Source organism: Blastococcus sp. SYSU D00820 (genome assembly GCF_054050695.1).
Genome location: NZ_JBJGZW010000002.1, coordinates 104,638 through 129,400 on the forward strand (window position 1 = coordinate 104,638; position 24,763 = coordinate 129,400).

19 protein-coding genes are annotated in these 24,763 nt (G+C 74.9%); 16 read left to right on the plus strand and 3 right to left on the minus strand.

Annotation, left to right across the window (positions count from 1 at the left end; genetic code table 11):
* Window positions 1-3: 3 nt before the first annotated feature.
* A complete protein-coding gene (locus ACI79R_RS04485) occupies window positions 4-2,022 on the minus strand; it encodes an alpha-1,4-glucan--maltose-1-phosphate maltosyltransferase (protein WP_456572376.1) in 2,019 nt (672 codons plus the stop codon).
* Window positions 2,023-2,192: 170 nt separating this feature from the next.
* Here ACI79R_RS04485 and glgP point away from each other — a divergent pair, with 170 nt between their 5' ends.
* Window positions 2,193-4,742, plus strand: a complete 2,550-nt coding sequence (gene glgP, locus ACI79R_RS04490) for an alpha-glucan family phosphorylase (protein ID WP_456572377.1) — start codon at window positions 2,193-2,195, stop codon at window positions 4,740-4,742.
* 117 nt (window positions 4,743-4,859) lie between these two features.
* Entirely contained in the window at window positions 4,860-5,831 is a 972-nt protein-coding gene (locus tag ACI79R_RS04495) for an FHA domain-containing protein (RefSeq protein ID WP_456572378.1), read from the plus strand.
* 82 nt (window positions 5,832-5,913) lie between these two features.
* Here the strand turns inward: ACI79R_RS04495 and glgX are convergent, their stop codons facing one another.
* Window positions 5,914-8,049, minus strand: a complete 2,136-nt coding sequence (gene glgX / locus ACI79R_RS04500) for a glycogen debranching protein GlgX (protein ID WP_456572379.1) — start codon at window positions 8,047-8,049, stop codon at window positions 5,914-5,916.
* Window positions 8,050-8,120: 71 nt separating this feature from the next.
* Here glgX and ACI79R_RS04505 point away from each other — a divergent pair, with 71 nt between their 5' ends.
* The 6 genes from ACI79R_RS04505 (at window position 8,121) to ACI79R_RS04530 (ending at window position 14,007) form a co-directional block, all read left to right on the plus strand.
* The gene (locus ACI79R_RS04505) at window positions 8,121-8,924 is read left to right on the plus strand and encodes an ABC transporter ATP-binding protein (RefSeq protein WP_456572380.1); all 804 of its coding nucleotides are present in this window, start codon (window positions 8,121-8,123) and stop codon (window positions 8,922-8,924) included.
* Window positions 8,925-8,996: 72 nt separating this feature from the next.
* Window positions 8,997-9,764, plus strand: coding sequence for an enoyl-CoA hydratase/isomerase family protein (locus ACI79R_RS04510; protein ID WP_456572381.1), 768 nt, complete (start codon window positions 8,997-8,999; stop codon window positions 9,762-9,764).
* A gap of 130 nt (window positions 9,765-9,894) precedes the next feature.
* Window positions 9,895-11,049, plus strand: a complete 1,155-nt coding sequence (locus ACI79R_RS04515) for an ABC transporter substrate-binding protein (RefSeq protein ID WP_456572382.1) — start codon at window positions 9,895-9,897, stop codon at window positions 11,047-11,049.
* Between the two features lie 116 nt (window positions 11,050-11,165).
* Entirely contained in the window at window positions 11,166-11,996 is an 831-nt protein-coding gene (locus ACI79R_RS04520) for an ABC transporter permease (RefSeq protein WP_456572383.1), read from the plus strand.
* Complete coding sequence (locus ACI79R_RS04525; protein WP_456572384.1) at window positions 11,993-12,877, plus strand: ABC transporter permease; 885 nt, start codon at window positions 11,993-11,995, stop codon at window positions 12,875-12,877. The genes ACI79R_RS04520 and ACI79R_RS04525 overlap by 4 nt, the downstream gene beginning before the upstream one ends.
* Entirely contained in the window at window positions 12,874-14,007 is a 1,134-nt protein-coding gene (locus ACI79R_RS04530) for an ABC transporter ATP-binding protein (protein WP_456572385.1), read from the plus strand. Before ACI79R_RS04525 ends, ACI79R_RS04530 begins: the two co-directional genes overlap by 4 nt.
* Before the next feature lie 5 nt (window positions 14,008-14,012).
* On the opposite strand, the gene ACI79R_RS04535 is transcribed toward ACI79R_RS04530, so the two are convergent.
* Window positions 14,013-16,172: a protein kinase domain-containing protein gene (locus ACI79R_RS04535; protein WP_456572386.1), complete on the minus strand. Its 2,160-nt coding sequence runs from the start codon at window positions 16,170-16,172 to the stop codon at window positions 14,013-14,015.
* 175 nt (window positions 16,173-16,347) lie between these two features.
* Between ACI79R_RS04535 and cds1 the strand changes: the two genes are divergently transcribed.
* From cds1 to ACI79R_RS04575, 8 genes are all read left to right on the plus strand, one after another.
* Window positions 16,348-17,523, plus strand: a complete 1,176-nt coding sequence (gene cds1, locus ACI79R_RS04540; protein ID WP_456572387.1) for an L-cysteine desulfhydrase Cds1 — start codon at window positions 16,348-16,350, stop codon at window positions 17,521-17,523.
* A 115-nt stretch (window positions 17,524-17,638) separates the two neighbouring features.
* The gene (locus ACI79R_RS04545; RefSeq protein ID WP_456572388.1) at window positions 17,639-18,418 is read left to right on the plus strand and encodes an electron transfer flavoprotein subunit beta/FixA family protein; all 780 of its coding nucleotides are present in this window, start codon (window positions 17,639-17,641) and stop codon (window positions 18,416-18,418) included.
* A gap of 33 nt (window positions 18,419-18,451) precedes the next feature.
* Entirely contained in the window at window positions 18,452-19,414 is a 963-nt protein-coding gene (locus ACI79R_RS04550; RefSeq protein WP_456572389.1) for an electron transfer flavoprotein subunit alpha/FixB family protein, read from the plus strand.
* 166 nt (window positions 19,415-19,580) lie between these two features.
* A complete protein-coding gene (locus tag ACI79R_RS04555; protein ID WP_456572390.1) occupies window positions 19,581-20,993 on the plus strand; it encodes an MFS transporter in 1,413 nt (470 codons plus the stop codon).
* Window positions 20,990-22,177, plus strand: a complete 1,188-nt coding sequence (locus ACI79R_RS04560) for a cysteine desulfurase family protein (RefSeq protein WP_456572391.1) — start codon at window positions 20,990-20,992, stop codon at window positions 22,175-22,177. Before ACI79R_RS04555 ends, ACI79R_RS04560 begins: the two co-directional genes overlap by 4 nt.
* 2 nt (window positions 22,178-22,179) lie before the next feature.
* Window positions 22,180-23,265 carry a tRNA 2-thiouridine(34) synthase MnmA gene (mnmA, locus tag ACI79R_RS04565; RefSeq protein ID WP_456572392.1) on the plus strand — a complete coding sequence of 362 codons (1,086 nt, stop codon included), beginning with the start codon at window positions 22,180-22,182 and terminating at the stop codon, window positions 23,263-23,265.
* Window positions 23,262-23,627 carry a DUF6221 family protein gene (locus ACI79R_RS04570; RefSeq protein ID WP_456572393.1) on the plus strand — a complete coding sequence of 122 codons (366 nt, stop codon included), beginning with the start codon at window positions 23,262-23,264 and terminating at the stop codon, window positions 23,625-23,627. The genes mnmA and ACI79R_RS04570 overlap by 4 nt, the downstream gene beginning before the upstream one ends.
* Window positions 23,628-23,671: 44 nt before the next feature.
* Window positions 23,672-24,709 (plus strand): methionine synthase, encoded by a 1,038-nt coding sequence (locus ACI79R_RS04575; RefSeq protein WP_456572394.1) that lies wholly within the window; start codon window positions 23,672-23,674, stop codon window positions 24,707-24,709.
* Window positions 24,710-24,763: the final 54 nt, after the last annotated feature.

Below are 24,763 nucleotides of genomic sequence, written 5' to 3' on the forward strand. Positions count from 1 at the left end.
CGGTCACTCGACCGGCGGCGGCCAGGTGACCGGGCGGGGGAACCGGAGCGAGAAGACGTGCGCCGGCTCGTGGTAGGGGTCCAGCTCCACGTAGTTGAACTGCCCCCAGTCGTAGCTGGCGCCGGTGAGCTCGTCGGTGACCGTGAAGCGCTCGTGCCAGTCGAGCCCGAAGGCCGACAGGTCCAGCGCCGTCGTCCCGATCTGCCGGTTGTGGCTGTCGAGGGCCACGACGACGAGGACGGCGTCCTGCGAGGCCGGGTCGACCTTCGAGAAGCAGATCAGGTTCGGGTTGTCGACGGGGTGGAAGCGCAGGGTGCGCAGCTGCTGCAGCGCCGGGTGCGCGCGGCGGATCTCGTTGAGCCGCCGCAGGTAGGGCACCAGGCTGCGGCCGGAGGCCTCCGCGCCGGCCCAGTCCCGCGGGCGCAGCTGGTACTTCTCGCTGTCGAGGTACTCCTCGCTGCCGGGCTTGACCGCGACGTGCTCGAACAGCTCGTACCCGGAGTAGACGCCCCAGGTGGGGCTCATCATCGACGCGAGCACCGCACGGATCTTGAACATCGGCGGCCCGCCGAACTGCAGCGACGCGTGCAGGATGTCCGGGGTGTTCACGAAGAAGTTCGGCCGCATGTAGTGCGCGTTGCGCGCCAGCTCGCGGCCGTAGTCCTCCAGCTCTCCGCGCTCGGTGCGCCAGGTGAAGTAGGTGTAGGACTGCGTGAACCCGAGCCGGGCGAGCTGGTGCATCATCGCCGGCCGGGTGAAGGCCTCGGCGAGGAACAGCACGTCCGGGTCGGTCTTCTTGACCTCCCAGATCAGCCAGTGCCAGAAGTTCAGCGGCTTGGTGTGCGGGTTGTCGACGCGGAAGACCTTCACCCCCGCGGCGATCCAGTGCCGCACCACCCGCAGCACCTCGGCGTAGAGGCCGTCGGGGTCGTTGTCGAAGTTGATCGGGTAGATGTCCTGGTACTTCTTCGGCGGGTTCTCCGCGTAGGCGATCGTGCCGTCGGGCTTGGTGGTGAACCACTCCGGATGCGCGGTGACCCAGGGGTGGTCCGGCGCGGCCTGCAGCGCGAGGTCGAGGGCCACCTCCATGCCGAGCTCGCGGGTGCGGTCGACGAAGGCGCGGAAGTCCTCGAGCGTGCCCAGCTGCGGGTGGACGGCGTCGTGCCCGCCCTCGTCGCTGCCGATCGCCCACGGGGAGCCGACGTCGTCGGGCCCGGGGGTGAGCGTGTTGTTGCGGCCCTTGCGGTTGACCGTGCCGATCGGGTGGATCGGCGGCAGGTAGACGACGTCGAAGCCCATGTCGGCGATGGCCGGCAGCCGCTCGGCGGCGGTGGCGAAGGTGCCGTGCGTGGGGATGCCGCCGACGACGGGGCCCTCGGACCGGGGGAAGAACTCGTACCAGGAGCCGTAGAGCGCCTCGCGGCGGTCGACCCACACCTCGTAGCGGGGGGAGCGGGTGACCAGCTCGCGGACCGGGTTCTCCTCGAGCACCCGCTGCACGGCCGGGGCCAGCGCCGGGGCGACCCGGCTGGGGAGGTCCAGCGAGGTGTCGCGGAGCGCGGTGACCGCCGCGGTGAGCGCCTCGCGGTGCTCCTTGGCGGTGGCGGCGACCCGCTCGATGAGCCGGGCCCCCTCCTCGAGGTCGTTGGCGAGGTCCTCCGGACCCTGCCCGGCCTCGATCTTGACCTCCACGGCGTGGTGCCAGGTGGCCAGCGGATCGCTCCAGGCCTCGATCTGGAAGGTCCACAGGCCCTCCCGGTCGGGCACGACGGTGGCCAGCCACCGGTCGGGCTCCTGGCCGTAGCGGGCCATGCGCAGCAGCGGGGGCCGGGGCGCCCGCTTGCCGGGCTCGGGCGGGGGCGCCCAGACCACGTTGGCCGCGACGGCGTCGTGGCCCTCGCGGAAGACGGTCGCCGTGATCGGGAGGTGCTCACCGACCACGGCACGTGCGGAGAAGGACCCGCACGACACGACGGGGGCGACATCGGTGATGCCGAGGCGGAGGTCAGCGCGGCCAGTCATCGCGATCACGCTAGAAGGACCCCCTCACCTCTGCCATTCGTGGGTTCCGGGCGGGCCCCTGCGAGGGAGCCGCCCCCGCCGGTCCGTCCGCCGGCGATAGGTCCGCGGCGGCGTCGACGGGGCTGCTGCCGTACCCGGCCCCGAGGGGTCCACCTGGCTACGCTCGGCGCGTGCGAGCTCTCCGTCGGTTCACGGTCCGGGCATCCCTCCCCGAGGAGCTGATGCCTCTCTCCCAGCTGGTGACGAACCTCCGGTGGTCCTGGCACCAGGAGACCCGGGACCTGTTCGAGGCCCTCGACCCCCAGCTGTGGGTCACCTGCGGCGGCGACCCGGTCAAGGTGCTGGGGGAGGTGTCGGCCGAGCGGCTGGCCACCCTGGCCCGCGACCGGCGCTTCGTGCGCCGGCTGCAGGACGCCGTCGACGACCTGCAGGAGTACCTGTCGGCGCCGCACTGGTACCAGTCGCTGGGGGACGAGGCGCCGCGCAGCATCGCGTACTTCTCCGCGGAGTTCGGGATCACCGAGGTGCTCCCGCAGTACTCCGGGGGCCTGGGCATCCTGGCCGGCGACCACCTCAAGGCCGCCTCCGACCTCGGCGTCCCGCTGATCGGCGTCGGGTTGCTCTACCGGGCCGGCTACTTCGCCCAGGGGCTGTCGGCCGACGGCTGGCAGCTGGAGCACTACCCGGCGCTGGACCCGCACGGCCTGCCGGTCAAGCTGCTGCGCCAGGGCGACGGGTCGGCCGTCGTCGTCTCGGTGCCGCTCCCCGAGGGGCGCACCCTGCACGCGCACGTCTGGCGGGCCCAGGTCGGCCGCGTCTCGCTGCTGCTGCTCGACAGCGACATCGAGGAGAACGCGCCCTCCGAGCGGGTCGTCACCGACCGGCTCTACGGCGGCGACGAGGACCACCGGCTGCGGCAGGAGATGCTGCTCGGCATCGGCGGGGTCCGGGCGCTGCGCGCCTACTGCCAGCTCACCGGCACCCCGGCGCCGGAGGTCTTCCACGCCAACGAGGGGCACGCCGGCTTCCAGGGCGTCGAGCGGATCCGCGAGCTCACCGAGTCGCACGGGCTGACCTTTCCCGAGGCGCTGCAGGCGGTGCGGGCGGGCACCGTGTTCACCACGCACACCCCCGTGCCGGCCGGCATCGACCGGTTCCCGCGGGCGCTGATCGAGCGCTACTTCGCCGGCTTCGGCGTGCCGCTGGAGCACCTGGTCCCGCTCGGCGCGGAGGAGGACCCCAGCAAGTTCAACATGGCGCACATGGGCCTGCGGCTGGGGCAGCGGGCCAACGGCGTCAGCCGGCTGCACGGGCACGTCAGCCGGCACATGTTCCAGGGGCTGTGGCCGGGCTTCGACGAGGCCGACGTGCCGATCAGCTCGATCACCAACGGCGTGCACGCCCCCACCTGGACCGCCCGGGAGCTGGTCGAGCTCGGCACCCAGAGCTCGAGCCAGGGCGACCCGGTCGAGGCCGGCGGACCGGTGCACTTCGACGGCGTCGACCGCATCCCCGCCGGGGAGCTGTGGAGCACCCGGCGGATGCTGCGCGGGCGGCTGGTCGAGGAGGTGCGCCGCCGGTTGCGGGAGACCGCGCTCTCCCGCGGGGCGGCCGAGAGCGAGGTCGGCTGGACCGACTCGGCGTTCGACCCCGACGTCCTCACCATCGGCTTCGCCCGCCGGGTGCCCTCCTACAAGCGCCTGACCCTGATGCTGCGCGACCCCGAGCGGCTCAGGGCCCTGCTGCTGGACCCCGAGCGCCCGGTGCAGCTGGTCATCGCCGGCAAGAGCCACCCGGCCGACGACGGCGGCAAGCAGCTGATCCAGCAGATGGTGAAGTTCGCCGACGACCCCGCGGTCCGGCACCGGATCGCCTTCCTCCCCGGCTACGACATCGGCATGGCGCGCTACCTCTACTGGGGCTGCGACGTCTGGCTGAACAACCCGCTGCGCCCGCTGGAGGCGTGCGGCACCTCCGGCATGAAGGCCGCGCTGAACGGCGGGCTGAACCTCTCCATCCGCGACGGGTGGTGGGACGAGTGGTTCGACGGCCAGAACGGCTGGGCGATCCCCACCGCCGACGGCATCGCCGACCCCGACCGGCGCGACGAGGTGGAGGCGCGGGCCATCTACGACCTGCTCGCCACCCAGGTGATCCCGCGCTTCTACGAGACCGACCGCGACGGCGTCCCGACCCGCTGGGTGGAGATGGTGCGGCACACGCTGCGCGAGACCGGCCCGAAGGTGCTGGCCAGCCGGATGGTCCGGGACTACGTGCAGCAGCTCTACGTGCCGGCCGCCGGCTCGTCCCGGGCGATGTCGGACGCCGGGTACGCCCCGGCGCGCAGCGAGGCCGCCTGGCGGTCGCACCTGCTCGAGCAGTGGAGCACCGTGCGGGTCGCGCACGTCGAGGCCACCGGCGCCGGTGACACCCCCGAGATCGGCTCGACGCTGAAGCTGCGCGCCGAGGTGGAGCTGCCCGGGCTGGCGCCGGGCGACGTGGAGGTGCAGGCCGCCTACGGCCGGGTGGACGACGCCGACGGGCTGCACGAGGTGACCACCGTGCCGATGACGCACGAGCACGCGGAGGGCTCCCGGCACTGGTTCACCGCCACGCTGCCGCTGGAGCGCACCGGCGCCTTCGGCTACACCGTCCGGGTGCTGCCGTACTCGCCGCACCTGGCCGATCCCGCCGAGCTCGGGGTCGTCACGAGCGCGTAGCCGGCGCCCGGCACTCCCGTCACGCCGGTACCCCCTGTCACCGCAGGTCGCGGGGGGACCGGCGTGGCGGCGCGACCGGACCGCCCAGTTCCGTCCGCGGTCACTAGGCTGGCGGGCATGCCCGACCGTTGCGAAGTCCTGCCCGGAGACGCCGTCGTCGCCCGCCGCGGCGGCGGTCTGCTGTGGGTGGACGCACCGGGTGCCCCCGCGCTCGCGGCCACCCTGCACGCCTGCCTGGGGGTCGCCGGCCCCGGCGCCGACCGGGTGCTGGCCGCCGTGGCCGGTCAGGTGGCCGCCCTCGGTGGCGGCGCGTCGTTCGCCCTCGTCCTCGTCGACTCCGCCGGGGGCTCGGGCACCGGCGTCGCCCTGTGGGCGGGCAAGGGCCAGCCGGCCGTCGACGGCGTCCCCGTCGCCGGCCAGCAGGTCGACGGTGGCTGCACGCTGGCCGCCGGCTTCCAGCTCGGCGCCAACCTCTACGTGGGCCCGGGCCAGCCGGTGCCGTCGATGCCGCCGGGCGTGGCCTACGACCTCGTCGAGGGCACCGTGCCCGGCTCGGGCGCCATGCTCTCCCTGGCCGCCGCCGCGCACGCCTCGGCCGCGGTCGTGCCGGCCGCCACGGCTGCGCCGTCGTCGTTCTCCGCGCCCTCCGACGCCGGCTTCGGCGGCGGCAGCAGCGCCGTCGGCGCGAGCGCCCCGCAGGCCGACGGCGGCGAGGAGACGGCGTTCTGGAAGCCCGACGCCCCGGCCGCTCCGATCCTGCGCTTCGACGACGGTCTCGTGGTCACCGTCGACGAGGACCTCGTCCTGGGCCGCCGTCCCGACAACCACGAGCTGGTCACCAGCGGCACCGCCCGCCCGGTGCCCATCGCCGACACCCAGAACGTGCTCTCCTCGGCGCACGCGGCCATCCAGCGCCAGGGCCGCGAGGTCTCCCTCGTCGACCTCGGCTCGCTCAACGGCACGCACGTCGCCGGGCCCGAGGCCACCGAGTGGACCCAGCTGGAGCCCGGCGTCGCGCACCCGCTGTCCGACGGCGACCGGCTGCTGCTGGGCTGGACGGTCATCACCTTCGAGCAGCCCCAGGACTAGGGGCGGCAGCTCAGGCACAGGAGGCTCTGCGCACGTTCCCGGCCGAGGAACGTGCGCAGAGCCTCCTGTGCCTCTGTGGGCCTCACGGCCTCCGCAGCACCCGCAGCAGCCACACCGTCCGCGGCGCCATCTCCACCGGTCCCGGCGCGACCACCGCCGGCCGGGGTGGCGCCCCGGTCGGGTACTCCGTGGAGACGACGAACTCGTAGCCGTCGCTCCACGGCGGGCCCGGCAGCTCCACCCGCACCGGCTCCGGCCCGGCGTGCAGCCACACCATGTACGAGTCGTCGACCACCCGCCGGCCGCGCTCGTCGCGGTGGCGGATGCCGCGGCCGTCGAGGTACATGCCGACGGTCTGCAGGCCGGTGTCGAACCAGTCCGCGGTGGTCAGCTGCCCGCCACCGGGGGCGAACCAGGCCAGGTCGCGGGTGCCGCCGGTGCCGGGGATCTCGTGCCCCTCGAAGAACGCCTCCTGGCGCAGCACCGGGGATTCCCGCCGGATGCGGATCAGCCGGGACACGAAGGCGGTCAGGTCGTCGTCGGTCGCCGTCCAGTCCAGCCAGGAGATCTCGTTGTCCTGGCAGTAGGCGTTGTTGTTGCCCTGCTGGGTGCGGCCGAGCTCGTCGCCGGCGGTCAGCATCGGGACGCCGGTGGACAGCAGCAGCGTGGTCAGCAGGTTGCGCACCTGGCGGTCGCGCAGCGCCTGGATCTCGGGGTCGTCGGTGGGCCCCTCGACGCCGCAGTTCCAGTTGCGGTTGTGGCTCTCGCCGTCGCGGTTGTCCTCGCCGTTGGCCTCGTTGCGCTTGCGCTCGTAGGTGACCAGGTCGCGCATCGGGAAGCCGTCGTGGGCGGTGACGAAGTTGATGCTGGCGAACGGCCGGCGCCCGTCGGAGCGGTAGAGGTCCGACGAGCCCGTCAGCCGGTAGGCCAGGTCGCGGACGCCGACGTGCGCGCCGGCCCACACGTCGCGGACGGTGTCGCGGTAGCGGCCGTTCCACTCGGTCCACAGCGGCGGGAAGTTGCCCACCTGGTAGCCGCCCTCGCCGATGTCCCACGGCTCGGCGATGAGCTTCACCTGGCTGACCACCGGGTCCTGGTGGATGACGTCGAAGAAGGCCGAGAGCCGGTCGACGTCGTGGAACGACCGGGCCAGTGCGGCGGCGAGGTCGAAGCGGAAGCCGTCGACGTGCATCTCGGTGACCCAGTACCGCAGCGAGTCCATGAGCAGCGCCAGCACCGGCGGACGGCGGACGTCGAGGGTGTTCCCGCACCCGGTGTAGTCGGTGTAGCGGGCCCGGTTGCCGCCGTCGAGCCGGTAGTAGCCGGGGTTGTCGATGCCCTTGAGCGACAGCGTCGGGCCGGTGTGGTCGCCCTCGGCGGTGTGGTTGTAGACGACGTCGAGGATCACCTCGATGCCCGCGGCGTGCAGGGCCTTCACCATCGCCTTGAACTCGGTGACCTGCCGGCCGCCCGAGCCCGCCGCGCTGTAGGCCGCGTGCGGGGCGAAGTAGCCGAGGGTGTTGTAGCCCCAGTAGTTGGTCAGCCCGCGCCGCATCAGGTGCGGCTCGCTGACGAAGTGGTGCACCGGCAGCAGCTCGACGGCGGTGACGCCGAGCGACTGCAGGTGCGCCACGAACGCCGGGTGGGCCAGCCCCGCGTAGGTGCCGCGCAGCGCCGGGGGCACCTCGGGGTGGCGCATGGTCGCGCCGCGCACGTGCACCTCGTAGATCACGGTGTCCGACCAGGCGGTGCCCGGGCGCCGGTCGCCGTCCCAGGGGAACGGGTCGTGGACGACCACGCCGCGCGGCACGTAGGGCGCGGAGTCCTGCAGGTCGGGGGTGGTGGCGTCGACCGCGTCGCCGGGGTAGCCGAACAGCGACGGGTGCAGCACCACCTCGCCGTCCACGGCGCGGGTGTAGGGGTCCAGCAGCAGCTTGGCGGGGTTGTGCCGCAGCCCCCAGCCGGGGTCGTAGCCGCCGTGCACCCGGTAGCCGTAGCGCTGACCGGGGCCGACACCGGCCAGCCGGCCGTGCCACACCTGGTGGGTGGTCTCCTGCAGCCGGTGGCGGTGCTCGGTGCCGTCGGGGTCGAACAGGCAGAGGTCGACGGCGGTGGCCCCGGCCGACCACAGGGCGAAGTTCGTGCCGTTGCCGTCCCAGTGGGCGCCCAGCGGTGTGGGGGAACCCGGCCACACCTCGACGTCGGTCGCACTGCGCATCCGCCGATCCTGCCAACCCGACCGCGGGTCGGGTCGCAGGACGGGCCGGGCAGGTTGGTTGGATGGTCTCCGTGTCGAGCAGCGCCGCGGTGGCGGAGCCGGTGGTCGAGATCAGCGGGGTGGACGTCGTCCGGGGGCAGACGTACCTCCTGCGCGGCGTCGACTGGACCGTCCGCGCCGACGAGCGCTGGGTGCTGCTCGGCCCGAACGGCGCCGGGAAGACGACGCTGCTGCAGCTGGCCTCGGCGCACATGCACCCCACCCGCGGCACCGTGCGGCTGCTGGGGGAGACGCTCGGCGCGGTCGACGTCTTCGAGCTGCGCCCGCGGATCGGCCTGACCAGCGCGGCCCTCGCCCAGCGGATCGCCCCGAACGAGCGCACCGGCGACGTCGTGGTCTCGGCCGGCTACGCGGTCGTCGGCCGCTGGCGGGAGCGCTACGACATCGCCGACCTCACCCGGGCGGCGCTGCTCATGCGCCAGTGGGGCGTGGAGGCCTTCGCGCACCGCCCGTTCGGCACGCTGAGCGAGGGGGAGCGCAAGCGGGTGCAGATCGCCCGCGCGCTGATGCCCGACCCGGAGCTGCTGCTGCTCGACGAGCCCGGCGCCGGCCTGGACCTCGGCGGCCGGGAGGACCTCGTCGGCCGGCTCGGCGACCTGGCCCGCTACCTCTACGCCCCCGCCCAGGTGCTGGTCACCCACCACGTCGAGGAGATCCCGCCGGGCTACACGCACGCGCTGCTGCTCCGCGAGGGTGGCGTGGTCGCGGCCGGCCCGCTGGAGCAGGTGGTCACCGCGGAGGGGCTGTCGGAGACCTTCGGCGTGCCGCTGCAGGTCGAGCGCCGCGACGGCCGGTACACCGCCCGCCGCGCGTAGCGGCCCGTCCCCTTAGTGTTCGGGCGACGACGTCGTCCCCGCCCGGAGGTGCCCTTGTCAGCGCCGGAGTTCGTGACCCTGCAGGTGAGCGACGGGGTGGGCACGATCCGCCTCGACCGTCCCAAGATGAACGCGATCGACGAGCAGCTGCACCGGGAGGTCCGGGCGGCGGCCCTGGAGGCGGCCGACCGCGCCGACGTGCGCGCCGTCGTCCTGTACGGCGGCGAGCGGGTGTTCGCCGCCGGCGCCGACATCAAAGCCATGTCCCAGCTGGACGGCGCGGCCATGGTGGCCTGGGGGCGGGAGCTCACCGACTCGTTCACCGCGGTCCAGCGCATCCCCAAGCCGGTCATCGCGGCGATCACCGGCTACGCCCTCGGTGGCGGCTACGAGCTGGCGCTGTGCGCCGACTTCCGGGTCATGGGCCTGGGCGCGAAGATCGGCCAGCCCGAGATCCTGCTCGGGGTCATCCCCGGGGCCGGCGGCACGCAGCGGCTGGCCCGCCTGGTCGGCCCGGCCAGGGCCAAGGACCTCGTCTTCACCGGCCGGCACGTGGGTGCGGAGGAGGCGGTGGAGATCGGGCTGGCCGACGCCGCCGTCCCCGACGCCGAGGTGTACGACACCGCCCTGGCGATGGCCCGCAAGTTCGCCGCCGGCCCGCCGCTGGCGCTGGCGGCGGCCAAGCAGGCCATCGACGAGGGGCTGGACCTGCCGCTGCCCCAGGGCCTGGAGCTGGAGAGCCGGCTGTTCGCGGGGCTGTTCGACACCGAGGACCAGAAGACCGGCATGCGCTCGTTCCTCGAGAGCGGGCCGGGGAAGGCCCGGTTCGCCGGTCGCTGACACCTGCTGTTCGCCCGATCGTCGTCCAGCACGGGCGCCGGCGGCCGCTCTCTCGGTCACAATCTCGGAGGCCGCGCCCCGGGACCGACAGCGGTCCCGGTCCGCGGCACCGAACCCTTGGAGGAGATCCGTGCGACACCCCAGGACCAGCACCACGAGGACGGCGGCCGTGCTCGCCGCGGCCGCGCTCGCCCTGACCGCCTGCGGCGGGGGCGACTCGTCCGGCGGTGGCTCGGGGAGTGACAGCGAGGCCGCCTCGGCCACCTCGCTGGAGGACTTCGGCACGATGGAGGACCTCGTCGAGGCCGCCCAGGCCGAGGGCGAGCTCAACGTCATCGCCCTGCCGCCGGACTGGGCGAACTACGGCGAAATCATCTCCACGTTCGAGGAGAAGTACGGCATCACCGTCAACAGCGCCTCGCCCGACGGCTCCAGCCAGGACGAGCTGAACGCGGTCGAGAGCCAGCGCGGCCAGGACCGCGCGCCCGACGTCCTGGACCTCGGCCTCTCCTTCGCCCGCCAGGCCCAGGCGCAGGGGCTGCTCGCGCCCTACAAGGTGGCCACCTGGGACGACATCCCCGAGGACCAGAGGGACCCCGACGGCCACTGGTACAACGACTACGGCGGCTACCTGTCGATCGGCTGCAACGCCTCGATCGTCGAGCAGTGCCCGACCACGATGCGCGAGCTGGCCGACCCCCGCTACGCCGGTCAGGTGGCCCTCAACGGCAACCCGACGCAGGCGCAGGCGGCCTTCGCCGGCGTCTGGGCCGCCGCGCTGGCCAACGGTGGCAGCCTCGACGACATCGGCCCGGGCATCGACTTCTTCGTCGACCTCAAGGAGAGCGGCAACTTCAACCCGGTGGAGTCCACGCCGGCCACCGTGCTCAACGGCGAGACCCCGATCTCGCTGGACTGGGACTACGTGAACGCCGCGCAGACCGACGAGCTCGAGGCCGCCGGGTCCACGTGGGAGGTCCACGTGCCCACCGACGGCCTGGTCGGCGGCTACTACAGCCAGGCGATCAGCGCCTACGCCCCGCACCCGGCCGCGGCGCGGCTGTGGCAGGAGTTCCTCTACAGCGACGAGGGGCAGAACCTGTGGCTGGCCGGCGGCGCCCGGCCGGTCCGGCTGCCGGCCATGCTCGAGGCCGGCACCGCCGACCAGGCGCTGGTCGACGCGCTGCCCGAGGTCGAGGGCGAGGCCGACTTCCCGACCCAGGAGCAGGAGGCCGAGGCCAAGCAGGTCGTCACCTCCCGCTGGAACGAGGAGATGTCGGGCTGAGTACCAGCACCGCCACCCCGGCCCGGGCCGGCGACCGCGAGGTCGCCGGGCCGGGCCGGTCGCTGCGCGGGCGCCGCGGCGGCGCCGGGCGCGCCCGGCTGCTGTCGGTGCTGGGCGTGCTGCCCTTCCTGCTCTACGTCGCGCTGTTCCTGCTGCTGCCGGTCCTCGTCCTCGCGGTGGAGGCCTTCCGGGTCACCGACCCGATCACCTTCGAGGAGGGCTGGTCGGCGGAGAACTTCGGCACGATCACCGAGGGCGCCTACCGGCGGGCCTACGTCGGCAGCCTGCAGCTGTCGGTGGTCACCGCGGTCGTCAGCGCGGTGCTGGGCCTGGCGCTGGCGGTGGCGATCCTGCGCGCCCGGCGCGGCCGGCTGCTGCGCCGGCTGGTGCTGACCGCCTCCGGCGTGCTCGCCAACTTCGGCGGCATCCCGCTGGCCTTCGCCTTCCTGGCCACGATCGGGAACCAGGGCGTGGTGACGGCGCTGCTCACCGACACCCTCGGCCTCGGGCTGGGGGGCTTCACCCTCGCGTCGATGGTCGGGCTGGGCCTGGTCTACCTGTACTTCCTGGTGCCGCTGATGGTCCTCACCATCACCCCGGCGCTCGAGGCGCTGCGCCCGCAGTGGCGCGAGGCCGCCGACAACCTGGGCGCCAGTGGCTGGCAGTACTGGCGGTACGTGGGCGGCCCGGTGCTCGCCCCGCCGGTCATCGGCGCCGCGATGCTGCTGTTCGCCTCGGCGTTCGCCGCCTACGCCACGGCCAAGGCCCTCGTGGGCAGCAGCCTGCCGCTGGTCACCCTGCAGATCGCCGACGCGCTGTCGAGCAACGTCGTGGTGGGCGCGGAGAACCTGGGCAAGGCGCTGGCCCTCGGCATGGTCGTGCTGATCGGGCTGGTCATGGTCTTCTACGCCTGGGTCCAGCGGCGCACGCAGCGGTGGCTGTCGTGACGCTGTCGACCGCCGGCGTCGCCGGTGCCGGGAGCGTCGCGCCCGACGCGCCGGTGCGCCCCGAGCGGCGCGGCACCGGCTGGTGGCGGTGGGTCGTGCTCGCCGTCCTCGGCGTGTACTTCCTGGTGCCGATCGGCGCCTCGGTGTGGTTCACCGTCCGCGACCGCCGCGAGGGCGGGCTGACCGGGCAGCACTACACCGGCATCCCCGGCGCCGAGGGCTTCGCCGAGGCGTTCGGCCGCTCCCTGGCCCTGGCCGCGCTCACCGTCGTCATCGCGCTGGTGCTCATGGTGCCGACGGTCGTCCTGGTCGACCTGCGGCTGCCCCGCCTGCGGACGACGGTCGAGCTGCTCACCCTGCTGCCGCTGGTGCTGCCACCGATCGCGCTGGTCGTCGGCGTGCGCAGCGTGCTGGCCTGGGCCCCCGACTACTTCTTCGGGACGCCGCTGGCCGACGCGATGTTCGCTCTCCAGGAGCCGTCGCTGCCCTGGATCCTGGTGCTGGTCTACGTCGTCCTGGCGCTGCCGTTCGTCTACCGCGCCCTCGACGCCGGCGTGCGCGGGGTGCCCCTGCGCACCCTCACCGAGGCCGCCCGCAACCTCGGCGCCTCCTGGCCCCGGGTGCTGGTCTCGGTCGTCCTCCCGGCGCTGCGCACCTCGGTGCTCAACGCCGCCTTCCTGACCCTCGCCCTGGTGCTGGGGGAGTACACGATCGCCGCGATCCTCGGGTTCGAGACGTTCCCGACGTGGATCGTGCGGATCGGCGGATCGCAGCCGCAGTTGTCGGTCGCGGTCTCGGTGCTCTCCCTGCTCCTCACCTGGGTCCTGCTGCTGCTGATCTCGGCGCTGGACCGCCGGCGGTCGGGAGAGGAGTCCGCGTGACCACGGTGCCCGCAGAGTCGACGACCACCGGGGACGCCGCCGGCCCGGCGCCGGTCGACGCCCTGCGCGAGCGACCGGGCGTCGCCGTCCGCCTGGAGGGGCTGACCCGCCGCTACGGCTCGGTGCTCGCCCTCGACGGGCTGGACCTCGACATCGCCGGCGGGGAGTTCCTCGCGCTGCTGGGCCCCTCCGGCTGCGGCAAGACGACCGCGCTGCGGGCCATCGCCGGGTTCGAGCAGCCCGACGCCGGCCGGGTGCTGCTCGGCGGGGAGGACATCACCGCCGTCCCGGCGAACAAGCGGGACATGGGGATGGTGTTCCAGGCCTACAGCCTGTTCCCCAACATGACCGTGGCCGACAACGTCGCCTTCGGCCTGCGCGTGCGCCGGCGGGGGGCCAGGGCCGAGCGGCGGGAGCGGGCGCACGAGCTGCTGGAGCTGGTGGGCCTCTCCGACCGGGCGCAGCGGTACCCCCACCAGCTGTCGGGCGGCCAGCAGCAGCGGGTCGCGCTGGCCCGCGCGCTCGCCGTCGCCCCGCGGGTGCTGCTGCTCGACGAGCCGCTGTCCGCGCTGGACGCCCAGGTCCGCGTGCAGCTGCGCGAGGAGATCCGGCGGATCCAGCTGGAGCTCGGCATCACCACGGTGTTCGTCACCCACGACCAGTCCGAGGCGCTGTCGGTGGCCGACCGGGTCGGCGTCATGCGGGCCGGCCGGCTGGAGCAGGTGGCCTCGCCCGACGAGCTCTACGAGCGGCCGGCCACCGCGTTCGTGGCCCAGTTCGTCGGCACGATGAACCGCATCCCCGCCGTCCTCGGCGACGGCGACGTGCAGTTCCTCGGCGTGCGGCGGGAGATCCTCGGCGACACCCCGCCGCCCGGGCCCGCGGTCGCGCTGGTGCGGCCCGAGGCGCTGACCGTCGCGGCCGACCCCCGGGGCGAGGGCCGCGTGGTCACCCGCACCTTCTCCGGTGCCTCCACCCGCCTGGCGGTCGCCCTGCCGGACGGGCTGGAGGTGCAGGTCGACGTCGCCAGCGCCGACAGCCAGGGGCTCACGCCCGGCACGGCGGTCACCGTCACCCCGGCCGAGCGGCCGGCGCTGGTGGCGCCGGTCGAGCCCGACGCCCCGGCCTGACGGCGTCAGGCCGACAGGGCGAAGACCGTGACGGTCGCGTCGTCGAGGTTGGTGACGTAGGCGCGGGTGCCGTCGGGGGAGACCGCGACGCTGGTCGGGGAGGAGCCGGTGGGCGGGCTCGCGGTGACCTGCCAGGTCTCGGTGTCGACGACGGTCATCGTGCCGCCGCGGACGTCGGCGGTGTAGAGGTGCGCGCCGTCGGGCGCCCAGGTGACGTCCTGCGGCTGCGCGCCGACCTGCTGGGTGGCGACGACGGTGTTGCTGGCCGTGTCGATGACGTGCAGGTCGCCGCTGTCGAAGGCGACCACCGCGACCAGGCTGCCGTCGGGGGACACCGCCACGCTGTGCGGTGAGGTGCCCGCGGGCAGCTCGGCGACCACCGCGCCGCCGTCGAAGAGGTCGAGCACCGACACCACGTTGGACTCGTGGTTGGCGGTGTACCCGTACCGGCCGTCGGCGCTGACGTCGATCCAGTGCGGGTTCGGCGCGACCTCGTAGGAGTCGACCTCCTCGCCGGTCGCGGTGTCGAGGACCTCGACCCGGCCCTCGTTGTGCAGCGGCACGTACAGCAGCGCGCCGTCGGGGGAGGTCTCCGGCGCGAAGGGCCGCAGGCCCACCGGCACGGTCTCGAGCGGCCGGTTGGTGGCGGTGTCGACGTAGACGACGAAGTTCTCGGTGTAGTCGGCGTTCGTGACGGTGATGTAGGCCCGGCTGCCGTCCGGCGAGAAGGTGATGAACTGCGGCGGGCCGGCGTCGATCGGGATGCGGGCGGCGACCTGCAGGGACGTGAGGTCCAGCACCGACACGATGCCCTCCGCCCGGTGGGCGATGTAGGCGTACCGGCCGTTGGGCGCCACGGCCAGGTACCCCGGGGTGGGCGGCACCGGCACCGGCTGACCCTCCTGGGTCGGGACGGCCAGGCTCGGTGCCGGATCGGCCGGCGCCTCGTCGCCGGGCCGCTCGCGGTCGGCCGACGGCGCCCCGGGCTGCGCGGACCCGGCGCCCGCTCCCGCACCTGCTCCGCCGGTGGTGCTGCCGGTCGCGGTCGGGGTCTGGTCGCGGGGCCAGAGGAGCACCGCCACCACCCCGGCGACGAGCAGCAGGGCGGCGAGCGCCGCCAGCAGCACCGGCCGCCGCCCCCGCCGGCCGCCGCCGCGTCCCCCGGGCGCCGCGGAGGCGCCCGGCGGTGGGGGGACGGCCGACGCCAGTGCCGGCGAGGGCAGCGGGTCCACGGAGCGGTGGCCGCCGCGGGCGGCCAGACCGAGGTCCGGCGTTCCGCTCGCGGGGATCGGCGGCGGCCCCGCCCGAACCGTCTCCGGGGCCCGCGGCACCGGCGCCGCGGCCGGCGCGAGGGCCGCGCGGGCGGCGTCCATGAGCTCGCGGGGGCTGGAGAACCGGTCCTCGGGCCGCTTGGCCATGCCGCGGGCGACCACCTCGTCCAGCGCGGGCGGGATCCCCGGCATGACCTGGCTCGGGCGCGGCGGATCGGTGTAGAGGTGGGCGTAGAGCAGCGCGGGGAGGTCCTCGCCGCGGAACGGCCGGGTGCCGGTCAGGCACTGGGCGAGGACGCAGGCCAGGGAGTAGACGTCGACGCGGCCGTCGAGCGGCTGGTCGGTGAAGCGCTCCGGCGCCATGTAGTCCAGCGTCCCGACCGTCGCCCCGGTGATGGTCAGCGACGTCCGGGTGCTCCCGACCGAGCGGGCGATCCCGAAGTCCACGACGTAGACGAAGTCCTGCGGGGTCACCAGCACGTTGCTGGGCTTGACGTCCCGGTGCACCAGGCCGTCGGCGTGGGCGGCCTCGAGCGCGTCGGCGACCTGGGTGAGCAGCGCGACCGTGCGGGCCGGCGAGAGGGGGCCGTCGGCCAGCACCTGCCCGAGGTCGCGGCCGTCGACCAGCCGCATGTCGATGAACAGCCGGCCGTCGATCTCCCCGAAGTCGTGGATGGGGATGACGTGCGGCTCGCGCAGCCGGGCCGCCACGTGCGACTCGCGGCGGAACCGGCTGACGTACTCGGGGTCGGCGTGCAGCAGGTCGGGCAGCAGCTTGAGGGCGACCCAGCGGTCGCGGCGGGTGTCCAGGGCGCGCCAGACCTCACCCATCCCGCCGACGCCGACCAGTTCCTCGAGCTCGTAGGACCCGAAGCGGCGCGGGGTCGCGGTCATCGGCACCCCCCTCTGCGGGTGCGGGCCACGGCCGCCCCCGGTGCCGCGCAGGGTAGGACGCGCGGGGCGGGACGGGGAGTGCCGCGGCGCCCCGGACGGCGCCCGGCCGCGCGACTCCCCGCGGGGATGGCGCAGTGCACGCCCGGCGTCACGGCGCGTGCCCGATCATGGCGGGATGAGCGCTGCCGACGACCACCCCGACGCGGATCACCCCGACGCGGATCACACCGACGCGGATCACACGGACGTCGACCGCACCGACGTCGACCGGTCCGACCCCGCCCGCCGGGCGTGGGTCGACCGGGCGGTGGCGATGGTCGAGGCCGACGCGCACCGCAGTGCCGACACGCACCTGCTGGTCTACCCGCTGCCGCCGGAGTGGGGGATCGACCTCTACCTCAAGGACGAGTCGACCCACCCGACCGGCAGCCTCAAGCACCGGCTGGCCCGGTCGCTGTTCCTCTACGGGCTGTGCTCCGGGCAGATCACCGAGGGCAGCCCGGTGGTCGAGGCCTCCAGCGGCTCGACCGCGGTCAGCGAGGCGTACTTCGCGCGGATGCTCGGGCTGCCCTTCGTCGCGGTCATGCCGCGCTCGACGAGCGAGGAGAAGGTCGCGCTCATCGAGTTCCACGGCGGCCGCTGCCACTTCGTCGACCGCGCGCCGGACATGTACGACGAGGCCCGCCGGCTGGCCGCCGAGTGCGGCGGGCACTACCTCGACCAGTTCACCTACGCCGAGCGCGCCACCGACTGGCGGGGCAACAACAACATCGCGGAGTCGGTCTTCGACCAGCTGGCCCGCGAGCGACACCCGGTGCCCGAGTGGGTCGTGGTCGGCGCCGGCACCGGCGGCACCAGCGCGACCATCGGCCGCTACCTGCGCTACCGGCGGCACCCGACCCGGCTGGCCGTCGTCGACCCCGAGAACTCCGCCTTCCTGCCGGGCTACGCCGCCGGCCGGCCGGACTGGACCACCGGGATGCCCTCGCGGATCGAGGGCATCGGCCGGCCCCGGGTGGAGCCGTCGTTCGTCCCGACGATCGTCGACCGGATGATCGGCGTGCCCGACGCCGCGTCGCTGGCCGCGATGCGCCACCTCGAGGAGGTGACCGGACGGCGGGCCGGAGGCTCCACCGGCACCAACCTGTGGGGCGCGTTCACGCTGGTCGCCGAGATGCTGGCCGCCGGCCGCACCGGCAGCGTCGTCACCCTGCTGTGCGACGGCGGCGAGCGGTACGCGCACACCTACTACTCCGACGAGTGGGTGGCCGCGCAGGGCCTGGACCTGGCCCCGCACGCCGCCACGCTGCGGCGCTTCGCCGCCACGGGAGAGTGGCCGGCGGCGGCGTGACGGGCCTCACCGGGACCGGGACGCTCGTCCGCGTTACTCCTGGGTAACCTCCATGATCGGAGCCAGGCGGGCCGCCGCCCGCGTCCTTGTGTCCCCCGTGGAGGTGGGTCTGACGGTGAACATCGTCGTTCTGGTCAAGCAGGTCCCGGACTCGGGCAGCGAGCGCAAGCTCGACCCGTCCGACAACACCGTCGCCCGGGCGACCGCGGACAACGTCATCAACGAGATGGACGAGTACGCGATCGAGGAGGCGCTGACGGTCAAGGAGGCCCAGGGCGGTGAGGTCACCGTCCTGACCGTCGGCCCCGACACCGCGACCGACGCGATCCGCAAGGCGCTGTCGATGGGTGCGGACAAGGCCGTCCACGTCTCCGACCCGGCGATCCACGGCTCGGACGCGCTGGCGACCTCCGCCGTCCTGGCCGCTGCGCTGCAGCAGCTGGAGTACGACCTCATCCTCTGCGGCGCCGAGGCGACCGACAGCCAGATGAGCGTCATGCCGGCCCTGCTCGCCGAGCGGCTGGGCATCCCGCAGCTGTCCGGTGCGCGCAAGCTCACCGTCGAGGGCGGCGTGGCCAAGGTGGAGCGGCAGACCGACGGCGGCTACTGGGCGCTGGAGGCTCCGCTCCCGGCGATCGTCTCCACCTGGGACACGATCAACGAGCCGCGCTACCCCTCCTTCAAGGGGATCATGGCCGCCAAGAAGAAGCCGGTGCAGAGCCTGACGCTGGCCGACGTCGGGGTCGACGCCGGCTCCGTCGGCCTCGGTGCCGCCGCGACCCAGGTCCTCGACTTCGCCGGCCGCCCGCCCAAGGGCGAGGGCGTGAAGGTGCCCGACGAGGGCGACGGCGCGCAGAAGTTCGTCGACTTCCTCGCCAGCCAGAAGATCGTCTGACCGGCCCGGATCGAAGGAAGAGGAGACAACCCCATGGCAGAGGTCCTGGTCCTGGCCGAGCTCAACCCGGCCGGCGGCGGAGTCCGCAAGACCACCCTGGAGGCCCTCACCGCGGCCCGCGCGCTCGGTGAGCCCTCGGCCGTCGTGATCGCCGCCCCCGGCACCGCCGCGGGCGTCCGCGAGCAGCTGGCCGAGTACGGCGCGGCCACCGTCTACGTCGCCGAGTCCGAGGACGTCGACGCCTACCTCGTCGCCCCCAAGGCCGAGGTGCTGGCCCAGCTGGTCGGCGAGAAGAGCCCGGCCGCGGTGCTCATCCCGTCCTCCCCGGAGGGCAAGGAGATCGCCGCCCGCCTCGCGGTGAAGACCGGCAGCGGCTTCCTCACCGACGTCACCGAGATCACCGCCGACGGCACCGCGACCCAGGCGGCGTTCGCCGGCCAGGTCATCGTGCACTCGAAGGTCACCGCCGGGACGCCGATCTACACGCTGCGCGGCAACTCGGTGAACCCCGAGCCGGCCCCGGCCGCCGGCACCGAGCAGCAGGTCGCGGTCTCGATCTCCGACGCCGCCAAGGCCGTCAAGGTCGTCGACCGGGTCGTGGAGCAGAAGTCCTCCCGCCCCGAGCTCACCGAGGCCTCGATCGTGGTCTCCGGTGGCCGCGGCGTCGCCTCGGCGGAGAACTTCGCGATCATCGAGGGCCTGGCCGACTCGCTCGGTGCCGCCGTCGGTGCCTCGCGCGCCGCGGTCGACTCCGGCTTCTACCCGCACAGCTTCCAGGTCGGGCAGACCGGCAAGACGGTGTCGCCGAACCTCTACGTCGCCGTCGGCATCTCCGGTGCCATCCAGCACCGCGCCGGCATGCAGACCTCGAAGACCATCGTGGCCATCAACAAGGACCCCGAGGCCCCGATCTTCGAGCTGGCCGACTTCGGCGTGGTCGGCGACCTCAACGTCGTCGTCCCGCAGGCCACCGAGCTCATCACCGCCCGCAAGTAAGCGGACCTCGCTGCCCCCGCGACCCGCTGACGCGGGCCGCGGGACCCTGCAGCGAGACCGTTCCAGCAGCTCACTGCGAGCGCCGGTCCCCGTCCGGGGGCCGGCGCTCGCGGCGTGTCGGGGCCGGTCCGGAAGCACGAGGAGGGGAGCGGGGTTGGCCGAGGACGTGGAACCGTCTCGCCCCCCGGGGGTGTTCTCCCGGCAATACCGGCTGCGGACGGCGGGGCTGCTCATGCTCGTCACGTTCGTGGCCTTCGAGGCCATGGCGGTCGGGACGGCGATGCCCACGGCCGTGGCCGAGCTCGACGGGCTGGCCTGGTACGCGTGGCCGTTCAGCGCCTTCCTCGTCACCTCCGTGGTCGGGATGGTCGCCGGCGGGGAGGTCGGTGACCGGCGCGGCTCGCGGGTGGCGCTGCTGGCCGGCGTCGCGGTGTTCGCCGCCGGGCTGCTCGCCGGCGGCCTGGCCGGCTCGATGGCGCTGTTCGTCGCCGGCCGGGCGGTGCAGGGCCTGGGCGGCGGGCTGATCGCCGTCTCGCTGTACGTCGTCGCGGGCCAGGCCTATCCGCCGCAGCTGCGGCCGCGGCTGTTCGGTGCGTTCTCCGCGGCGTGGGTGCTGCCGGCGCTGCTCGGTCCGCTGGTGTCCGGGCTGGTGACCACGCACGTCGGCTGGCGCTGGGTGTTCCTCGGCCTGCTGCCGCTGATCGCCGCCGGCCTGCTGCTGGTGCTGCCCGCGCTCCGGGTGCTCCCGGTGCCGGAGGCGGGGGCCGCGGCCGGTACCGCGTCGCGCCGCTGGTGGGCGGTGCTGGCCGGCCTGGGCATCGGCGGGCTGCAGTACGCCGGGCAGCGGCTGGACGGCGTCGCGATCGCCGTCGCCGTCGCCGGGGCCCTCGCCCTGGCCGCCGGGCTGTCCCGGCTGCTGCCCGCCGGGACCGTGCGGGCCGGCCGGGGCCTGCCCACGGTCGTCGCCTCGCGCGGCCTGCTCGCCGGCGCCTTCTTCGGCATGGACGCGCTGCTGCCGCTCGGGCTCACCGCGCTGCACGGCTACAGCCCGACCGCCGCCGGCATCCCGCTCACCACCGCCGCCGTGGGCTGGTCGCTGGCCTCCCAGCTGCAGGGCCGGTACCCCGGGGTGTCGCGCGCCCGCCTGCTGCGGATCGGTTTCGTGCTGGTCGCCGTCGGCCTGGCGGGGACGGCGCTGGTGGCGGTGCCGGGCGTCGGGGGCTGGGTGACCTACCTGACCTGGCCGGTGGCCGGCCTCGGCATGGGGCTGGGCATGCCGAGCATCGGGGTGCTGCTGCTCGACCAGTCGCCGGAGGAGCGCCGCGGCGCCGACTCCGCCGCCGTCCAGATCGCCGACGTCACCGGCTCGGCGCTGTGCGTGGGGCTGGTCGGCGTGCTGGTGGCGGCCGCGTCGGCCGGCGCGGTGCCGTTCGCCGCCGCCGTCCTGGTGGCCGGGGGCTTCCTGGTGCTGCCGGCGCTGGCCGGTGCCCTGGTGGCCGGCCGGGCGCAGGACCCGGCCCGGCACCCGGCCGGGGCCCCGGCGCCCGCAGCCGCCGCGACTACCCTTGCTCCGTCATGACGTATCTCGACCACGCGGCCACCACGCCGGTGCTCCCCGAGGTGCTGGCTGCGATGACCGAGCAGCTGGGCCGGGTGGGCAACGCCTCCTCGCTGCACGCCAGCGGCCGGGCCGCCCGCCGCGTCGCCGAGCAGAGCCGCGAGCGGCTGGCCGCCGCCCTGGGCGCCCGGCCGTCGGAGGTGCTGTTCACCGCCGGCGGCACCGAGAGCGACAACCTCGCCGTGAAGGGGCTGTTCTGGGGCCGGCAGGAGGCCGACTCCCGCCGGCGGCGGATCGTGGCCAGCCCGGCCGAGCACCACGCCGTCCTCGACAGCGTCGAGTGGCTGGCCAAGCACGACGGCGCCGACGTCACCTGGCTGCCCGTGGAGCCCACCGGCCGGGTCACGCCGGAGGCCCTGCGGGCGGCGCTGGGAAACGGCGAGGACGTCGCCCTGGTCAGCGTCATGTGGGCCAACAACGAGATCGGCACGGTCAGCGACATGGCCGCCCTCGCCGAGGTCGCGCACGCCGTCGGGGCGCCGCTGCACACCGACGCGGTGCAGGCGGTCGGCCAGGTGCCGGTGGACTTCGGCGCCAGCGGCGTCGACGCGCTGACCATGACCGGGCACAAGCTCGGCGGGCCGATGGGCGCCGGCGCGCTGCTGCTGCGCCGCGACGCCGAGTGCATGCCGCTGCTGCACGGCGGCGGCCAGGAGCGCGACGTCCGCTCCGGCACCCTCGACGTCGCCGCGATCGTGGGCCTCGCCGTGGCCGTCGACGCCGCGATCACCGGCCGCGAGCCCCGGGCCCGCCGGCTGGCCGCGCTGCGCGACCGGCTGGTCGCCGGCGTGGTGGCCCAGGTGCCCGACGTGCAGCTCAACGGCGCACCGCTGGACGACGTCGTGGCCGGCGGCCCCGGGCGGCTGCCCGGCAACGCCCACCTGTCCTTCCCCGGCGCGGAGGGCGACGCGCTGCTCATGCTGCTCGACGCCCGCGGCGTCGAGTGCTCGACCGGCTCCGCCTGCAGCGCCGGGGTGGCCCGGCCCAGTCACGTGCTGCTGGCCGTCGGCGCGGACCCGGACCGCGCGCGCAGCTCGCTGCGGTTCAGCCTCGGCTCGACGTCCGGCGACGCCGACGTGGACGCGCTGCTCGAGGTCATCGGGCCGGTGGTCGAGCGCGCCCGCCGGGCCCGGTCGGGGCGCTGACCGTGCGGATCCTGGCCGCCATGAGCGGCGGGGTGGACTCCGCGGTGGCCGCGGCGCTGGCCGTGGACGCGGGGCACGAGGTCACCGGCGTGCACCTGGCGCTCTCCCCGGACCGGCAGCAGCTGCGCAGCGGCGCCCGCGGCTGCTGCAGCGTCGAGGACGCGCACGACGCCCGCCGGGTCGCCGACGAGCTCGGCATCCCGTTCTACGTGTGGGACCTCGCCGAGCGGTTCACCGAGGACGTCGTCGAGGACTTCGTCGCCGAGTACGCCGCCGGCCGCACGCCGAACCCGTGCCTGCGCTGCAACGAGAAGATCAAGTTCTCGGCGGTGCTGGACCGGGCGCGGGCGCTGGGCTTCGACGCCGTGGTCACCGGCCACCACGCCCGGCTGGCCGGCGGGCAGCTGCGCCGCTCGGTCGACGCGGCCAAGGACCAGTCCTACGTGCTCGCCGTCCTCACCGCCGAGCAGCTGGCGGGGGCGGTCTTCCCGCTGGGGTCGATGACCAAGCGGCGGGTGCGCGAGATCGCCGCCGAGCGCGGGTTCGGCGTGGCGGCCAAGCCGGACTCGCACGACATCTGCTTCATCCCCGACGGCGACACCCGCGGCTTCCTCGCCCGCCGGCTGGGCGAGCAGCCCGGCCCGCTGGTCGACGCCGCGACCGGGGCGACGGTCGGGCAGCACTCGGGGGCCTACGGGTTCACCGTCGGCCAGCGCCGCGGGCTCGGCGTGAGCGTCGGCGACCAGCGGCCGCGGTACGTGCTCGGCATCGAGCCGGTCAGCCGGACGGTCACCATCGGCACCGCCGACCTGGCCGGCGTCGACGAGGTGCGCACCGCGCCGCCGACCTGGACCGCCGCCGCGCCCGCGCTGCCGTTCGCGGCGCAGGTGCAGCTCCGGGCGCATGGCGCCCCGGTGGCGTGCGAGGTCACGGCGGGGGAGGACGGCGGCCTGCGGCTGCTGCTCGCCGAGGTGCAGCGCGGGGTGGCGCCGGGGCAGTCGGCGGTGCTCTACCTGCCCGACCCCGAGCACGGTGACCTGGTGCTCGGCCAGGCGGCCGTCGCGGCCGCCGCGCGCCGGCCGGCGTGACGGCCGGGCTGACCGCCTTCATGCTCGCCCGCATCGCCGAGGACGAGCAGGCCGCCCGTGCGGCGGTGCGGGTCGTGGCCGGCCGCGAGGTCGCCGGCTGGTACTGGAGCGGCGCCGGCGACGCGGTCTTCCTCGACGGCACCTCCGAGCCCGTGGCCTGCGGGCCGTGGCGGCAGCCGATGGACCAGCCGGCCGCGCACCACATCGCCCGCTGGGACCCCGAGCGCGTGCTCGCCGAGTGCGCGGCCCGGCGGCTGCTCGTGGAGTCCGCCGCGGCGAGCACGGACGGCGCGGCGGTGCTGCGCGCACTGGCCCTGCCGTACTGCGGCCACCCGGAGCACCGGCCGGAGTGGCGTCCCTGACCGACGTCGCCGGGCGGCTCCGGCGGCGGACTACCGTCGCCGACGTGGTGCCGCCGCTCGAGCCCGTCCCGTCCGGAGAACCGCCCGCCGCCGACCCCACCCCGCCACCGGCCTGGGGCCCGGCCACGGGCGTCGGGTCGCTGCCCGGCCGGGATCCGGTCGAGGCGGTGCGCATCGTCACCGGCGAGCTGCCCGGCTTCGCCCACGTGCCCGAGCTGCCGGGTCGGGGCGCCGGCGCCGACATGGTCGGCCGCACCGCGGCGCTCCTGGTCGACCTGGCCGTCGAGCTGACCCCCGCCGGGTGGCGGCTGGTGCCGCGGTCGGGGATCGACCAGCGCCGGGCAGCCGAGTTCCTCGCCCGCGACCTCGACGCCCTCACCGACGTCGCCGACGGCTACACCGGGCCGTTGAAGGTGCAGGCGGCGGGCCCGTGGACCCTCGCCGCCGCGCTCGAGCGGACCCGCGGTGACCGCGCCGTCGTGGACGCCGGGGCCCGGCGCGACCTCGCGCAGTCCCTCGCCGAGGGGCTGGCCCAGCACGCCGCCGAGGTGGCCGCCCGGGTGCCCGGCGCCCGTGTCGTCGTCCAGCTGGACGAGCCGTCGGTGCCCGCCGTCCTGCAGGGCGCGCTGCCGACGGTGAGCGGGTTCGGCAAGCTGCCCGCCGTCCCGGAGCAGGTGGTCGAGCAGGAGCTCGGCGGGATGCTCGGCGCGCTGCCCGGCCCGGTGGCCGTGCACTGCTGCGCGCCGCGGGCGCCGCTGGGGCTGTTCCGGGCCGCCGGCGCGGCCGGCGTCTCGCTCGACCACGGCCTGGTGCAGGACCTCGACGCCGTGGGGGAGGCGGTCGAGGCCGGCACCCACCTGCTGCTCGGCGTCGTCCCCGGTACCGACGCCGTGCTGCCCCGGCCCAAGGCGACCGCGAGCCGGCTGCAGGCCTGGTGGCGGGAGCTCGGCTTCCCGGCCGACCGGCTGGCCGGGGCGGTCACGCTGACCCCCGCCTGCGGGCTGGCCGGTGCCACCCCGGGCTACGCGCGGGAGGCGCTCACGCACGTGCGCGAGGCGGCGAAGTACCTGCAACCCGAGTGACACCCGACCGGGTCGCTCCCGATTCGTCGTCGTACCCGCCGGTTACCGTTCCGG

What these genes read in the sequence shown, in the direction of transcription:
- cds1 (WP_456572387.1), top strand. Translation starts at nt 16,348, where the DNA reads ATGAGCGCTGCCGACGACCACCCCGACGCGGATCACCCCGACGCGGAT.
- ACI79R_RS04485 (WP_456572376.1), bottom strand. Translation starts at nt 2,022, where the DNA reads ATGACTGGCCGCGCTGACCTCCGCCTCGGCATCACCGATGTCGCCCCC.
- ACI79R_RS04495 (WP_456572378.1), top strand. Translation starts at nt 4,860, where the DNA reads ATGCCCGACCGTTGCGAAGTCCTGCCCGGAGACGCCGTCGTCGCCCGC.
- ACI79R_RS04550 (WP_456572389.1), top strand. Translation starts at nt 18,452, where the DNA reads ATGGCAGAGGTCCTGGTCCTGGCCGAGCTCAACCCGGCCGGCGGCGGA.
- ACI79R_RS04560 (WP_456572391.1), top strand. Translation starts at nt 20,990, where the DNA reads ATGACGTATCTCGACCACGCGGCCACCACGCCGGTGCTCCCCGAGGTG.
- glgX (WP_456572379.1), bottom strand. Translation starts at nt 8,049, where the DNA reads ATGCGCAGTGCGACCGACGTCGAGGTGTGGCCGGGTTCCCCCACACCG.
- ACI79R_RS04535 (WP_456572386.1), bottom strand. Translation starts at nt 16,172, where the DNA reads ATGACCGCGACCCCGCGCCGCTTCGGGTCCTACGAGCTCGAGGAACTG.